This is a genomic window from Baekduia sp., from assembly GCF_035996765.1.
Taxonomy (GTDB): domain Bacteria; phylum Actinomycetota; class Thermoleophilia; order Solirubrobacterales; family Solirubrobacteraceae; genus Baekduia.
Map to the genome: position 1 here is coordinate 1 of NZ_DASYJG010000063.1, position 13,177 is coordinate 13,177.

Here is a 13,177-nt window from a genome sequence, read left to right on the forward strand (position 1 = left end):
ATCGCCGCGCAGGCGGTGGGGATCGCCCAGGCGGGACTCGACGTGGCCGCCGCGTACGCCAAGGAGCGCAACGCGTTCGGTGCGCCGATCGCCCGCCTCGGCGCGATCCAGGAGAAGCTCGCCGAGATGCAGACCGAGATCGAGGCGGCCCGCGCGCTGACCTGGCGCGCCGCGCGGCTGAAGACCGCCGGGCGGCCGCATACCGTCGAGGGCGCGCAGGCCAAGCTGTTCGCTTCGGCCGTCGCGCGGCGCCAGACCGGTGAGGCGATCCAGGTGCTCGGGGGCTACGGCTACACGAAGGAGTTCCCGGCCGAGCGCTACTACCGCGACGCCAAGGTCACCGAGATCTACGAGGGCACGAGCGAGATCCAGCGCCTCGTCATCGCCCGCGCGCTGCTCGGCGAAGCCGCCCGCTAGCCCATGGCGCCGCTGCGGATCGACCCCGTCGCCGAGGCGCGCCGCCACTGGGAAGAGCGCTGGGGGGCCGAGCCGTCGCGCCCGATGGCGGCCGTCACCTCGATCATGCGCGCCCAGCAGGTGCTGATGGCGCGTCTCAACGAGCTCGTCAAGCCCCACGGCCTGACGTTCCCGCGCTACGAGGCGCTCGTGCTGCTCTCCTATACGCGCTCCGGCGAGCTGCCGATCGGCAAGCTGGGCGAGCGCCTGCAGGTCCACCGCACCTCGGCCTCCTCGATCGTCGCCGCGCTGGCCGATGACGGCCTCGTGACCCGCGTCCCGTCCGAGCGCGACGGCCGCGCGACGCTGGCGGTCATCACCGACGCGGGTCGTGCCGCCGCCCGCGCCGCGACCGAGACGCTCAACGCCGCCGAGTTCGGCCTCGGCGCGCTGGCGCCCGACGAGCAGGAAGGACTTACGACCGTCCTGCGCACACTGCGTCTCGACGCCGGGGACTTCCTGGCGTAACATCCCGACTCCACGAGATATGAGGAAGTCCTCCTAAATGGCCACCCAGCAGCGCCCCGTCGTCCCCACCACCCACGAGGAGTGGCTGGCCGCCTACGGCGCCACGCCGGAGCGCGACGCCGAGTTCCTCACGCTCTCGGGCGAGGAGGTCAAGCCGCTCTACACGGCCGACGACGTGGTGGCGGTCAGCCCCGACGGCGAGGACCGCATCGGCGTCCCCGGCGGCTTCCCCTTCACCCGCGGCGTCTACCCCTCGATGTACCGCGGCCGCCTCTGGACGATGCGCCAGTTCGCGGGCTTCGGCACCGCCGAGGAGACCAACGAGCGCTTCCACTACCTCCTCGACCACGGCCAGACCGGGCTGAGCACCGCCTTCGACATGCCGTCGCTGATGGGCCACGACTCCGACCACGCGATGTCGCTGGGCGAGGTCGGGCGCGAGGGCGTCGCCGTCGACACCGCCGTCGACATGGGCGACCTCTTCAAGGGCATCGACCTCGGCGAGGTCAGCGTCTCGATGACGATCAACGCGCCCGCGGCGATCATGCTCGCCTTTTACGTCGTCGCCGCAGAAGAGCAAGGCGTGCCCACCGAGCGGTTGGGCGGCACGATCCAGGCCGACATCCTCAAGGAGTACATCGCCCAGAAGGAGTGGTGCTTCCCGGTCGACCCGGCGATGCGCCTGATGGGCGACATGGTGCAGTGGTGCACCGAGACGATGCCGCGCTGGCATCCGGTCTCCATCTCCGGCTACCACATCCGCGAGGCCGGCTCGACCGCCCAGCAGGAGCTTGCCTTCACGCTCAAGGACGGGCTGACCTACGTCCAGCAGGCCGTCGACCGCGGCCTCGACGTCGACGACTTCGCCCCGCGGCTGAGCTTCTTCTTCAACGCCCAGATCGACTTCTTCGAGGAGATCGCCAAGTACCGCGCCGCCCGCCGCATCTGGGCGCGCGAGCTGCGCGACACCTTCGGCGCCAAGAACCCCAAGTCGTGGCTGATGCGCTTCCACACGCAGACCGCGGGCGTCAGCCTCACCGCCCAGCAGCCGCTCAACAACATCACCCGCACGGCGATCGAGGCCCTGGCCGGCGTGCTCGGCGGCACCCAGTCGCTGCACACCAACTCCTACGACGAGGCGCTCGCGCTGCCGACCGAGGAGGCGGTGCGGATCGCGCTGCGCACCCAGCAGATCATCGCCCACGAGACCGGCGTGACCTCCACGATCGACCCGCTCGGCGGCAGCTACTTCGTCGAGGCGCTGACCGACCGGATGGAGGAGGCGGCCTACGACTACTTCCGTCGCATCGACGAGCTCGGCGGGATGGTCGAAGCCGTCAAGCAGAACTTCTGCCAGCGCGAGATCGCCGACGCGTCCTACGAGCTCCAGGGCCGCATCGACCACGGCGACCGCGTCGTGGTGGGCGTCAACCACTACCTCGAAGGCGACGACTCCCAGACGCCGCTGCTGCGCATCGACCCGGCGCTGGAGCGCAAGCAGCTCGACCGCGTCGCCGCCGTCAAGGGCCGCCGGGCATCAGAGCCCGTGCAGCAGACGCTGACCGCGCTGAAGGAGGCCGCGGCGCGCGAGGACGTCAACCTCATGCCGCATCTCCTGGACGCCGCGCGGGTTCACGCGACCGAAGGTGAGATCATCGGAGCCTTGCAGGAGGTGTTCGGCTCCTACACCGAGACCCCGGTGTTCTAGCCGTCGCCCCGCCACCAGGAGGAGACCCGTCCCATGAAGAAGCTCATCGCCGCCGCTGCCGCAACGGCGCTCGCCGCCGGCACGCTGGCCATCCCGGCCCTCGCCGCCACCAAGACCGTCCAGGTCAAGGACAACAAGTTCGTCGCCAACAAGCTCACCGTGTCGAAGGGCACGACGGTCAAGTGGGTGTGGAAGGGCAAGGCCCCGCACAACGTCACCGTCACCAAGGGCCCGGCGAAGTTCAAGTCCACGACCCAAGTCAAGGGCAGCTTCTCTAAGAAGCTGACCAAGAAGGGCACCTACACCATCTTGTGCACCATCCATGCCCCCGGCATGAAGATGACCATCAAGGTCAAGTAGCGCGCTACTCGAGGTCCAGCTTGAGCTGGCCGCTGGGCCGGAGCCGCTTCACCCGCGGCTCCGAGTCCGGCGCGCCGGCACGCTTGTACACGGTCACGACGTCGCGCGGTGAGAGCGGCGCCGAGGCCCGTCCGTCGCACCGCTCGATGGCCAGGCGGCCGAGGCGGACGCCGGCCACGACGGCATGGAAGCGCCCGGTCGCACCGCGCGCCAGGACCACGTCGCCGACTTCGATCTCCGCCATCGCGCCGCGCAGCCTATCCGTCTGGAAGCGCAATCCTGGCCCCGAGCGCTACGATCCCGCGGCCTCCGGACTGTCGCCAGCCGGAAGGAAACGACCATGTCTGCCGCAGCCACCCAGCGCAAGATCCGCGTCGTCGTCGCCAAGCCCGGGCTTGACGGACACGACCGCGGAGCCAAGATCATCGCCCGCGCCCTGCGTGATGCGGGCATGGAGGTCATCTACACGGGGCTGCATCAGACCCCGGAGCAGATCGTGGAGACCGTCATCCAGGAGGACGCCGACGCCGTCGGGCTGTCGATCCTCTCGGGCGCCCACATGACGCTCGTGCCGCGCATCGTCAAGCTGCTCGCCGAGCAGGGCATCGACGACGTGCTGGTCACCGTCGGGGGCACGATCCCCACCGACGACATCGCGCCGCTGAAGGAGCTCGGCGTCGCCGAGGTCTTCACGCCGGGCGCGCCCACGCAGGACATCATCGACTTCATCCGGTCTGCCGTCGAAGCCGCGCGGGTCGGCGGGTCCGACTCCGTCGTCTAGGACGGCATGCGGCCGGATGCATACGTAGGAGCAGTGCGGTTACCGCGCCCGATTGACTCGTCAATCAACGAAGCGGGTACCATCCCAGTCGTTCGTTCGCCACAGGAGGCCCTGACACCGTGAAGATCGCCGTGTTGGTCAAGGAAGTCCCGGACGCCGCCGTCCAGAAGCGCATCGACCCGAATTCGGGTCGTTTGGATCGCAGCGGAGAGAAGAACCTCAACCCGTATGACACGCACGCCATCGAGGCTGCGATGCAGATCAAGGAAGGCGGCGCCGTCGCGGTCGACGAGATCATCGCCGTCACGATGGGCCCCGAGACCGCCGTGCGCGCGCTGCACAAGGCCGTCTCGCTGGGTGCCGACCGCTCCGTCCACCTGAGCGATCCGGCCCTGGCCGGCTCCGACGTGGCCGCCACCGGCTACGCGCTGGCCCAGGTCCTCAAGCGTGAGAGCCCCGACCTCGTCCTGCTCGGTCAGCAGTCCGACGACGGCGAGTGCTACACGATCGGCGCCGTCGTGGCCGAGTACCTCGGCCAGCCGTCGCTGACCCAGGTCATCAAGCTCGACATCGCCGGTGACGAGCTCACCTGCGAGCGTCAGGCCGAGTACGGCTACGACACCGTCAAGGTCAAGCTCCCGGCCGTCATCTCGGTCGGCGACGCGATCAACGAGCCGCGCTACCCGTCGCTGAAGGCGATCATGGGCGCCAAGAAGAAGCCGCTGGACGCCGTGTCCGCCGGCGACGCCGAGATCGACGCGTCGAAGGTCGGCGCCGAGGGCTCCAACGTCCAGTGCGGGGACTTCAAGGCCCCGCCGTCCAAGTCCGCCGGCCTCATCATCGAGGACGAGGACACCGACGACACCGTCCAGAAGATCATCGCTTGGCTCGACGAGCGCAAGCTCCTGGCCTAGCCGACGGCTGAGAAGAGAGGAACCACAGCGATGAGCAACATCCTGGTCTACGCGCTCCACTACGAGGGCGCCTTCAACAAGAACTCGCTCGGCGCGGTCGCCGAGGCATCCCGCCTGGCGGGCGAGCTCGGCGGCGAGGCCCACGCGGTCGTCGTCGCCCCCGGCGTCAGCGACGAGCTGGCCGCCACGCTGGGCAAGTACGGCGCCAAGAAGGTCTACAAGGCCGACGGCCCCGAGGGCCTCGCCGGCCCCGTCATCGACACGCTGGGCAAGCTGTTTGACGGCGGCGACTACCAGTACGCCGTCTTCGGCGGCGGCCTGCTCGGCTTCGAGATCGGCGCCGGCCTGGCCGCGCGCATCGACGCCGGCGTGACCATGGAGGTCACGGGCGTCAACGTCGTCGACGGCAAGCTGGTGGCCGAGCGCCCGATCCTGGGCGACTCGTCGATCTCCACCTCGCGCTACAAGGACAAGGGCATCATCATCGCCCGCCTCAACGCGTTCGAGGTGAAGGAGACCGGCGGGGGAGATGCCCCGGTGGAGAACATCACGACCGAGCTGTCCACGCAGGCCCAGCAGGCCAACATCGTCACCCGTGGCGAGCAGCGCGGCGCCGACGTCGACATCGAGGGTGCGAGCATCCTCGTCGCCGGCGGTCGCGGCCTGGGCAAGGCGGAGGGCTTCCAGCTCGCCGAGGACCTGGCTTCGGCGTTCGGCGGCAACTCCGCCGTCGCCGCCACGCGCGCCGTGGTCGACGCCGGCTGGTACCCCTACGCGGCGCAGATCGGCCAGACGGGCAAGACCGTCGCGCCGAAGCTGTACCTCGCCGCGGGCATCTCCGGCGCGATCCAGCACAAGGTCGGCATGCAGGCCTCGGAGAACATCGTGGCCATCAACAAGGACGCCAACGCGCCGATCTTCGAGTTCTCCGACCTCGGCATCGTCGGCGACCTCAACAAGATCCTGCCGAAGCTCACCGAGGCGGTGAAGGCCCGCAAGGGCTAGCGCCATGAGCGGCTCGAACGGCAACGGCAAGGTCGTGCCGGCGGCGTACCCGCCGCCGGTCGACCCGCAGCAGGAGTTCATCAAGCGCACGCTCGATGACGAGGACGAGCGCATCGAGGTCGGTGTCGCCATCGTCGGTGGCGGCACGGCGGGCCTGGCCACGGCCAACCGCCTGTTGCAGCTTCTCGCTGACGATCCGGAGACGCTCGAGCGCCTGGGCGAGGTCCCGGTCGCCGTCATCGAGAAGGCCAAGGTCTGCGGTGGGCACAACCTGTCCGGTGCGGTCGTCAGGCCCGGCCCGCTGGAGGAGCTCTACCCCGACCTGACGCGCGAGGACTGGCGCAAGGAGGGGTGGGCCTTCGGCGAGGTGCACAAGGAGGCCGTGTACCTCACGCCCAGCGAGAACATCTCGCTGCGGATCCCGACGCCGCCGCCGTTCAAGAACCACGGCAACGAGGTCATCTCGGTCTCCGCGCTGGCCCGCTACCAGCAGCGGCTGGCCGAGGAGGCCGGCGCCTACGTGCTGACCGAGACGGCGGCCACGCAGCTGCTGGTCGAGGACGGCCGCGTCAAGGGCGTTCGCTCCGGCGACAAGGGCCGCGGCAAGGACGGCCAGCCGCTGGGCAACTTCGAGCCGGGCACGGACATCACCGCGCAGTTCACGGTGCTGGCCGAGGGCTGCTGGGGCCACCTCACCGGTCCCGCGATCCGCGAGTTCGACCTCGCCGCGGGCGCTGAGCCCCAGGTCTGGGAGCTCGGGGTCAAGGAGATCTGGAAGGTCCCCAAGCCGCTGGATCGCCTGATCCACACGATGGGCCCGTGGCCGCTGAAACTATCGTCGAAGTACGGCCAGGTCGGCGGCTCCTGGATCTACCCGATGAAGGACGAGAAGACCGGGGACGACCTGGTCTCGATCGGCTTCGTCGTGGAGCTCGACTACGCCGACGCCACCACCTCGGTCCACGACCTGCTGCAGCAGTTCAAGACCCACAAGCTGGTCCGCGGGATCCTCGAGGGCGGCGAGCGGGTCGGCTGGGGCGCCAAGGCGCTGCCGGGCGGCGGCTACTGGTCGATGCCCAAGCTGTCGATGCCGGGCGCGCTGCTGGTCGGCGACTCGGCCGGCATGGTCGACACGCTGGCGCTCAAGGGCGTCCATCACTGCATCAAGTCCGGCATCCTGGCCGGCGAGACGATCTACAACGCGCTCAAGAACGGCGAGACCTCGCTGGAGCCCTACGAGGACGCCGTCGAGCAGTCGTCGATCGGCAAGGAGCTCTACGAGGTCCGCAACGGCCGTCAGCCGCTGCAGAAGGGCCTGCTCCTGGGCGGCCCGCTCTCGGGCCTCGCGCAGATCACCAAGGGCAAGCTCCCGCCGGGCAAGCTGGCCTGGCACCGCAACGACAGCATCCCGATGTTCGTGGGCAAGTCCAAGGACAGCTATCCCAAGCCGGACGGCAAGTACACGTTCGACAAGCTGTCGTCGGTGTTCATCACCGGCAACGCGACCCGCGACGACGCGCCCAACCACATCCGCGTCAAGAAGAACGTCCCGCGCGAGGTTGCCGAGACGTGGAAGTGGATGTGCCCGGCCGGGGTCTACGAGATCCCCGACGACGCGCCCGAGCACGGCGACGTCGACGTGATCGTCAACTACACCAACTGCGTGCAGTGCGGCGCGATCACCGCCAAGGGCGGGCGCCTCACGACGCCCGAGGGCGGCGACGGTCCGCTCTACCAGCAGACCTAGAAGCTTGGCGATCGCTCGCGGGCGAACGCCGGAGCAGTGCAGCACGAAGGGGCGCCCGAAAGGGCGCCCCTTCGTCGTTGACCGCAACCCCGCACCCGTACTCTTGTTCGTAAGAACGTATGCGCCGCCCCACGCTCATCGCCCTGCTCGCTCTCCTCGCTCTCGGCAGCGGGACCGCGCAGGCCAGCGCCGACAAGGTCACGCTGTCGGCCAAGACGACCACCTGCACGACGGGCGCCGACGACGCGTCACGTGCCGCGGCGTTCACCGGCGCGATGCCGGCAGCCACCCAGACCAAGCGCATGCAGATGCGCTTTGTGCTGATCCAGCGTCTGGGCGTCGGGCCCAAGGGGACCTTCAAGAAGATCGCGGTCCCCGGTTGGGGCGGCTGGGAGAAGTCCGATCCGCGCCGCCAGGCCTTCGTCTTCACCAAGCGCGTCGAGGCGCTGACCGCGCCCGCCGGCTACCGCGCGGTGATCACCTTCCGCTGGCTCGACGCCAAGGGCCACGTCCAGCGCACGACGGTCCGGACCACGCCGATCTGCGAGCAGCCCGATCCCCGTCCAGACCTCGTTCTGGACGGCGCCGCCGCGACCTCGGTCAGCAAGACCACCGCGGCCTACGACGTGTCGATCGGCAACGAGGGACATGGCGACGCCCCGCCGTTTGCCGTGACGATCACCGTTGACGGCACCGTGTCCGACCCCGTCACGCTCGGGCCGATCCCCGCCGGTGGCCGGGTGACCGGCCTGCTCGCCGCGCCGAAGTGCACCCCTGGCAGCACGATCACGATCACGCTTGACGTCGCCAACACCGTGGCCGAGAGCGTCGAGGGCGACGACGCCGTGCAACGCCCCTGCCCGCTGGCATAGGAGCGGTTCCGGAGGGTCGCGTGACGCTACACTCAGGGAGATCATGAAGACAGGAATCCACCCGGAGTACGTCGTTTCGCACGTCACCTGTACGTGTGGCAACGACTTCTACACGCGTTCGACGCAGGCCGAGATCCACGTCGAAGTGTGCGCTGAGTGCCACCCGTTCTACACGGGCAAGCAGAAGATCATGGACACCGGCGGGCGCATCGACCGCTTCAAGCGCCGCCAGGCTCGCGCCGCCGGCACGAAGGACTAGCTCCAGCGCGATGCCGGACGCACCGCGCTCCACCGACGGCGCAGCAGTAGCCGTCGGGGACGGTGCGTTCGGTGACGCCCTGGTCGCACAGCGCGACGCTCCCGTCGGCGGCCAGGCCGTCCTCGAGGGCGTGATGATGCGCGGCGTCTCCACGTGGGCCGTCGCCGTTCGCAAGCCGCTGCCCGAGCAGTTGAAGGAGGGCGGGCTCGAGGTCGACGAGATCCCGCTCGGCGAGATCGAGGTCGTCAGCCATCCGCTGATCTCCGTGCTCAAGAAGCACCGCCTGCTGCGGCTGCCGCTGGTCCGCGGCGTCGTCGCGCTCGGCGAGTCGCTCGGCATCGGCTTCAAGGCGCTGGGCATCAGCGCCAACGCGCAGCTGCCCGAGGACGAGAAGGAGATCTCCGGCGGCGTCTGGGCCGGCACGGTCGTCGTCGCCCTCGTGCTCGCGATCGGCCTCTTCTTCGTCATCCCGGTCGGGCTCACGAGCCTGATCAAGGATCAGCTGAACTCCTCGTTCCTCTTCTGGCTGGTCGAGGGCCTCCTGCGCACCGCGATCTTCCTCGGCTACCTGCTGGCGCTCTCGCGGCTGCGCGACCTGCGCCGCGTCTTCGAGTACCACGGCGCCGAGCACAAGACGATCTCCTGCTACGAGGCCGAGCTGGAGCTGACGCCGGAAAACGCGCAGCGCTTCAGCCGCCTGCACCCGCGCTGCGGCACGAGCTTCCTGCTCGTCGTGATGATCGTCGCGATCTTCGTCTTCGCGCCGCTCGGCCTGCCCGCCTGGTACTGGCTCGTGCTGACGCGCATCGTCGGCGTGCCGCTGATCGCCGGCATCTCCTTCGAGCTGATCAAGTTCGCCGGCAAGAACCGCCGCCGCCGCTGGGTGCGCGCGGTCATGTACCCCGGCCTGATGCTGCAGAAGCTGACGACGCGCGAGCCCGACCTCGATCAGCTCGCCGTCGCCATCGCCGCCATGAACGCCGTCCTCGCCGTGGAGAACCCAATGGGTGCCTCCGAGGAGGATCGGATGGGCATGGAGGTCGTCGCCTAGCGCGACGCCGTCGATCGGTACGCTCGGTCGTCGATGATCGAGTCCCTCGTCGAGCAGATCGAGACCCGTTTCGCCGAGGTTGGTCGCCTCATCACCGAGCCCGACGTCATCTCGGATCGCAACCGCTATGCCGAGGTCGGGCGCGAGTACCGGCGCCTGCAGCCTGCTGCCAAACTGGCCGAGGACTGGCGCCATGCCACCGACGACGCTGCCGGTGCGCGCGAGCTGCTGGCCGAGGGTGAGGATCCCGAGCTGCGCGAGCTGCTGCGCACGTCTGAGGCGCGTATCGAGGAGCTCGAGGAGGAGATCCGCCTCGCGATGGTCGAGCCCGATCCCAACGACGACAAGAACGTCATCGTCGAGATCCAGGGTGGCGCCGGCGGGGAGGAGGCGGGCCTCTGGGCCGGCGACCTCTACCGGATGTTCACCCGCTACGCCGAGCGCAGGGGCTTCAAGACCGAGGCGCTGGATGTCGGCGACGGCAAGTACACGTTCTCGATCACCGGCGACGGCGCCTACTCGATCTTCAAGTTCGAGGGTGGGACGCACCGCGTCCAGCGCGTGCCCGCCACCGAGTCCCAGGGCCGCATCCACACCTCGACCGCCACGGTCGCCGTGCTGCCCGAGGCCGAGGACGTCGACATCCACATCGACGCCAACGACCTGCAGATCGACGTCTACCGCTCTGGCGGTCCGGGCGGCCAGTCGGTCAACACCACCGACTCGGCAGTGCGGATCACCCACAAGCCGTCGGGCATCGCCGTGGCCATGCAGGACGAGAAGAGCCAGCTGCAGAACCGCGAGAAGGCGATGCGCGTCCTGCGCGCGCGCCTCTACGAGCGGGCGCTCGCCGAGCAGCAGGCCGCCGCCGCCGACGCGCGCCGCTCCCAGGTTGGCACCGGCGATCGCGCCGAGAAGATCAGGACCTACAACTACGGTGAGCGCCGCGTGACCGACCACCGCATCAAGCTCACCGCCCACAACCTCGACGCGGTCCTGGAGGGCGAGCTCGACGAGTTCACCGCCGCGCTGCAGGACGACGAGAAGCGGCGGGGCCTGGAGGAGCAAGCAGCCTGATGGCGCCCTCGCCGTTCGCGGGCACCGGCGTCCGTGAGGCGCTCGACTCGGCACTTGTCGCGCTCAACGGCGCCAAGGTCGAGAACCCGCGGCTGGACGCCGAGGTGTTGCTCGGCCACGCGCTTGGCGTCGACCGCACGGCGCTGTGGCTGGACCCCGACCGCGAGGTCGACGGTGAGGCCGGGCGCTGGTTTCGCGACGCGATCCGGCGGCGCACGGTCGAGCGTGTTCCCGTCGCCTACCTCGTCGGCCGCAAGGGCTTTCGCCACCTCGAGCTGGAGGTCGACGCGCGCGTGCTGGTGCCGCGTCCCGAGACCGAGCACCTCGTCGAGGCGCTGCTTGAGCTGCCCTCGGGCGCGCGGGTGCATGACGTCGGCACGGGCTCGGGCGCGATCGCGCTGGCGCTCAAGGACGAGCGGCCCGACCTGCGCGTCAGCGCTTCAGACGTCAGCCCCGACGCGCTCGCCGTCGCGCGCGCCAACGGTGCCCGCCTGGGCCTCGACGTGTCCTTCAGCCAGGGCGACCTGCTCGACGGCATCGACCCGGCGCTCGACGTCATCGTCTCCAACCCGCCCTATGTGCAGGACGGCGACCGGGCGACGATGGCGCCCGAGGTCGTCGCGCACGAGCCGGGCCTCGCGCTCTTCGCCGGCGCCGACGGACTGCGGACGATCCGTCCGCTGCTGACGCAGGCGGCCGCGACGCAGGCGACGATGGTCGCGCTGGAGGTCGGTGCGGGCCAGGCGCCGTCGGTCCGGGCGCTCGTCGTCGCGGCGGGCTTCCCGGAGGTCGACACGGTGACTGATCTCGCGGGCCACGAGCGCGTTGTTGTAGGAGAACGATGATCACGTCCGATCAGGCCGCGACGTTCGAGCGCTGCATGGCCGTCGGCGGCGTCGCGCTCTTCGGCGCCGACACCGTCTACGGCCTGGCCTGCGACCCCGACACCGACGAGGCGGTCCAGCGGCTTTACGCGATCAAGGGCCGGCGGCCCGACAAGCCGGCCGCGGTCCTGCTCTTCTCGCTGGAGCTCGCGCTCGCCGCGCTGCCCGAGCTCGGTCCGCGCACCGTGGCCGCCCTCGAGGGGCTGCTCCCCGGCGCGGTCACGCTGCTGTTGCCCAACCCGGCGCATCGCTTTCCGCTGGCCTGCGGGCCGGACGTCGAGACGTTGGGCCTGCGCGTGCCCGCGCTCGGCCCCGCCGCGGCCGCACTGGCCGCCGTGCGCTGGCCGGTGCTGCAGTCCTCGGCCAACCTCGCCGGCGGCCCCGAGGCCCACCGGCTCGCCGATGTCCCGGAGGAGATCCGTGACGAGGTTGACATGGTCCTCGACGCCGGCGAGCTGGCCGGCACGGCCTCGACGGTGGTCGACTTGCGGCGCTTCGAGCTCGACGGCGCGTGGGACGTCGTCCGCGAGGGCGCGGTCGCGCGCAGCTGCGTCGCCGCGAGGCTCGACGGCCTGATCGCCTGATCACTGACCGTGGTCGGGGCATTGCCGTTCCCCTGCACGCCGCTTCGCTGTACATTGCGCGCCACATGGTCATCGCCATCGGGTCCGACCACGCGGGGTACCACCTCAAGGAGCACGTCAAGGACGTGCTGCTGGCCGCGGGACACGAGATCGTTGACGTCGGAACTGCGACTCCCGACTCGGTCGATTACCCGGCCTACGCCGAGCAGGCGGCACGCCTCGTCGGCGAGGGCCAGGCCCAGCGCGCGGTGCTCGCCTGCGGCTCGGGCGTCGGCGTGGCGATCGTCGCCAACAAGGTCGCGGGGGTCCGCGCCGTCAACGCGCACGATCCATCCGAGGTCGAGATGGCCCGGCGCCACAACGACGCCAACGCCGTGACCCTGTCGGGCGCGCGGCTGGCGCCCGATCAGGCCGACGCGATCGTCGAGCGCTTCCTGCGCACGACGTTCGAAGGCGGGCGCCACGCGCGCCGCGTCGGTCAGATCTCAGAGCTTGACGGTTCGGCCGTTCAATCTCCGATCGTTGGCTGATACCGTCGGAGGAGTCGCGACTGGCGCCACGGGAGGAACCGACCTCCGGGAAGCGACGCTTTCAGTTCTGCCGCGCGCCTGGGCATCCATCGGAACCGTAAAAGGAGCCTTGCCGCCGTGTCTTCCGATCTGAGCCCCGACTTCTTCAACCTCCCGCTTGCGGAGGTCGACCCCGAAGTCGCCCACGCGATCTCCCAGGAGCTCGACCGCCAGCAGCGGACGCTGGAGATGATCGCTTCGGAGAACTTCGCCCCGATCGCGGTCCTGGAGTGTCAGGGCTCGGTGCTCAACAACAAGTACGCCGAGGGGTACCCGGGCAGGCGCTACTACGGCGGCTGCGAGTTCGTCGACATCGCCGAGCAGCTCGCCATCGACCGGGCGAAGAAGCTGTTCGGCGCGGCGTACGCAAATGTCCAGCCTCACTCCGGATCGCAGGCCAATGCCGCGGCGTATTTCGCGCTCGTTCAGCCGGGGGACGCCA

General features: G+C 69.8%; 16 protein-coding genes, 1 pseudogene and 1 riboswitch. Of the genes and pseudogenes, 16 read left to right on the plus strand and 1 reads right to left on the minus strand.

What is annotated here, in order from left to right:
• From VGO10_RS14305 to VGO10_RS14320, 4 genes are all read left to right on the plus strand, one after another.
• A partial coding sequence (locus VGO10_RS14305) for an acyl-CoA dehydrogenase family protein (RefSeq protein ID WP_327469449.1) occupies positions 1–417 on the plus strand: 417 nt, incomplete at its 5' end.
• A 3-nt stretch (positions 418–420) separates the two neighbouring features.
• Positions 421–924 (plus strand): MarR family winged helix-turn-helix transcriptional regulator, encoded by a 504-nt coding sequence (locus VGO10_RS14310; protein WP_327469451.1) that lies wholly within the window; start codon positions 421–423, stop codon positions 922–924.
• Between the two features lie 37 nt (positions 925–961).
• Complete coding sequence (locus VGO10_RS14315) at positions 962–2,632, plus strand: methylmalonyl-CoA mutase family protein (RefSeq protein WP_327469453.1); 1,671 nt, start codon at positions 962–964, stop codon at positions 2,630–2,632.
• A 33-nt stretch (positions 2,633–2,665) separates the two neighbouring features.
• A complete protein-coding gene (locus VGO10_RS14320) occupies positions 2,666–2,992 on the plus strand; it encodes a cupredoxin domain-containing protein (RefSeq protein ID WP_327469455.1) in 327 nt (108 codons plus the stop codon).
• A gap of 4 nt (positions 2,993–2,996) precedes the next feature.
• Here the strand turns inward: VGO10_RS14320 and VGO10_RS14325 are convergent, their stop codons facing one another.
• A complete protein-coding gene (locus tag VGO10_RS14325) occupies positions 2,997–3,236 on the minus strand; it encodes a hypothetical protein (protein ID WP_327469457.1) in 240 nt (79 codons plus the stop codon).
• Between the two features lie 96 nt (positions 3,237–3,332).
• Here VGO10_RS14325 and VGO10_RS14330 point away from each other — a divergent pair, with 96 nt between their 5' ends.
• The 12 genes and pseudogenes from VGO10_RS14330 to VGO10_RS14385 form a co-directional block, all read left to right on the plus strand.
• A complete protein-coding gene (locus VGO10_RS14330) occupies positions 3,333–3,773 on the plus strand; it encodes a cobalamin B12-binding domain-containing protein (RefSeq protein ID WP_327469459.1) in 441 nt (146 codons plus the stop codon).
• A gap of 119 nt (positions 3,774–3,892) precedes the next feature.
• Positions 3,893–4,687, plus strand: coding sequence for an electron transfer flavoprotein subunit beta/FixA family protein (locus VGO10_RS14335; RefSeq protein WP_327469461.1), 795 nt, complete (start codon positions 3,893–3,895; stop codon positions 4,685–4,687).
• A 30-nt stretch (positions 4,688–4,717) separates the two neighbouring features.
• A complete protein-coding gene (locus VGO10_RS14340; protein WP_327469463.1) occupies positions 4,718–5,692 on the plus strand; it encodes an electron transfer flavoprotein subunit alpha/FixB family protein in 975 nt (324 codons plus the stop codon).
• Between the two features lie 4 nt (positions 5,693–5,696).
• Positions 5,697–7,439: an electron-transfer flavoprotein:ubiquinone oxidoreductase gene (locus tag VGO10_RS14345; protein ID WP_327469465.1), complete on the plus strand. Its 1,743-nt coding sequence runs from the start codon at positions 5,697–5,699 to the stop codon at positions 7,437–7,439.
• 119 nt (positions 7,440–7,558) lie between these two features.
• Positions 7,559–8,311: a CARDB domain-containing protein gene (locus VGO10_RS14350; protein WP_327469467.1), complete on the plus strand. Its 753-nt coding sequence runs from the start codon at positions 7,559–7,561 to the stop codon at positions 8,309–8,311.
• 43 nt (positions 8,312–8,354) lie between these two features.
• On the plus strand, positions 8,355–8,570 hold the full coding sequence (rpmE, locus tag VGO10_RS14355; RefSeq protein WP_327469469.1) for a 50S ribosomal protein L31: 216 nt from the start codon (positions 8,355–8,357) through the stop codon (positions 8,568–8,570).
• A gap of 10 nt (positions 8,571–8,580) precedes the next feature.
• Complete coding sequence (locus tag VGO10_RS14360; RefSeq protein WP_327469471.1) at positions 8,581–9,621, plus strand: DUF1385 domain-containing protein; 1,041 nt, start codon at positions 8,581–8,583, stop codon at positions 9,619–9,621.
• Positions 9,622–9,654: 33 nt separating this feature from the next.
• Positions 9,655–10,698 (plus strand): peptide chain release factor 1, encoded by a 1,044-nt coding sequence (prfA, locus tag VGO10_RS14365; protein WP_327469473.1) that lies wholly within the window; start codon positions 9,655–9,657, stop codon positions 10,696–10,698.
• Positions 10,698–11,543 carry a peptide chain release factor N(5)-glutamine methyltransferase gene (prmC, locus tag VGO10_RS14370; protein WP_327469475.1) on the plus strand — a complete coding sequence of 282 codons (846 nt, stop codon included), beginning with the start codon at positions 10,698–10,700 and terminating at the stop codon, positions 11,541–11,543. Before prfA ends, prmC begins: the two co-directional genes overlap by 1 nt.
• Positions 11,540–12,166 (plus strand): L-threonylcarbamoyladenylate synthase, encoded by a 627-nt coding sequence (locus VGO10_RS14375; protein WP_327469478.1) that lies wholly within the window; start codon positions 11,540–11,542, stop codon positions 12,164–12,166. The genes prmC and VGO10_RS14375 overlap by 4 nt, the downstream gene beginning before the upstream one ends.
• A gap of 65 nt (positions 12,167–12,231) precedes the next feature.
• Positions 12,232–12,696 (plus strand): ribose 5-phosphate isomerase B, encoded by a 465-nt coding sequence (rpiB, locus tag VGO10_RS14380; RefSeq protein ID WP_327469479.1) that lies wholly within the window; start codon positions 12,232–12,234, stop codon positions 12,694–12,696.
• A gap of 6 nt (positions 12,697–12,702) precedes the next feature.
• Positions 12,703–12,787: riboswitch (ZMP/ZTP riboswitch) on the plus strand.
• 26 nt (positions 12,788–12,813) lie between these two features.
• A pseudogene (locus VGO10_RS14385) lies at positions 12,814–13,177 on the plus strand (serine hydroxymethyltransferase); the annotation flags it as partial.

What these genes read in the sequence shown, in the direction of transcription:
- VGO10_RS14310 (WP_327469451.1), top strand. Translation starts at nt 421, where the DNA reads ATGGCGCCGCTGCGGATCGACCCCGTCGCCGAGGCGCGCCGCCACTGG.
- VGO10_RS14315 (WP_327469453.1), top strand. Translation starts at nt 962, where the DNA reads ATGGCCACCCAGCAGCGCCCCGTCGTCCCCACCACCCACGAGGAGTGG.
- VGO10_RS14320 (WP_327469455.1), top strand. Translation starts at nt 2,666, where the DNA reads ATGAAGAAGCTCATCGCCGCCGCTGCCGCAACGGCGCTCGCCGCCGGC.
- VGO10_RS14325 (WP_327469457.1), bottom strand. Translation starts at nt 3,236, where the DNA reads ATGGCGGAGATCGAAGTCGGCGACGTGGTCCTGGCGCGCGGTGCGACC.
- VGO10_RS14330 (WP_327469459.1), top strand. Translation starts at nt 3,333, where the DNA reads ATGTCTGCCGCAGCCACCCAGCGCAAGATCCGCGTCGTCGTCGCCAAG.
- VGO10_RS14340 (WP_327469463.1), top strand. Translation starts at nt 4,718, where the DNA reads ATGAGCAACATCCTGGTCTACGCGCTCCACTACGAGGGCGCCTTCAAC.
- VGO10_RS14345 (WP_327469465.1), top strand. Translation starts at nt 5,697, where the DNA reads ATGAGCGGCTCGAACGGCAACGGCAAGGTCGTGCCGGCGGCGTACCCG.
- VGO10_RS14350 (WP_327469467.1), top strand. Translation starts at nt 7,559, where the DNA reads ATGCGCCGCCCCACGCTCATCGCCCTGCTCGCTCTCCTCGCTCTCGGC.
- rpmE (WP_327469469.1), top strand. Translation starts at nt 8,355, where the DNA reads ATGAAGACAGGAATCCACCCGGAGTACGTCGTTTCGCACGTCACCTGT.
- VGO10_RS14360 (WP_327469471.1), top strand. Translation starts at nt 8,581, where the DNA reads ATGCCGGACGCACCGCGCTCCACCGACGGCGCAGCAGTAGCCGTCGGG.
- prfA (WP_327469473.1), top strand. Translation starts at nt 9,655, where the DNA reads ATGATCGAGTCCCTCGTCGAGCAGATCGAGACCCGTTTCGCCGAGGTT.
- prmC (WP_327469475.1), top strand. Translation starts at nt 10,698, where the DNA reads ATGGCGCCCTCGCCGTTCGCGGGCACCGGCGTCCGTGAGGCGCTCGAC.
- VGO10_RS14375 (WP_327469478.1), top strand. Translation starts at nt 11,540, where the DNA reads ATGATCACGTCCGATCAGGCCGCGACGTTCGAGCGCTGCATGGCCGTC.
- rpiB (WP_327469479.1), top strand. Translation starts at nt 12,232, where the DNA reads ATGGTCATCGCCATCGGGTCCGACCACGCGGGGTACCACCTCAAGGAG.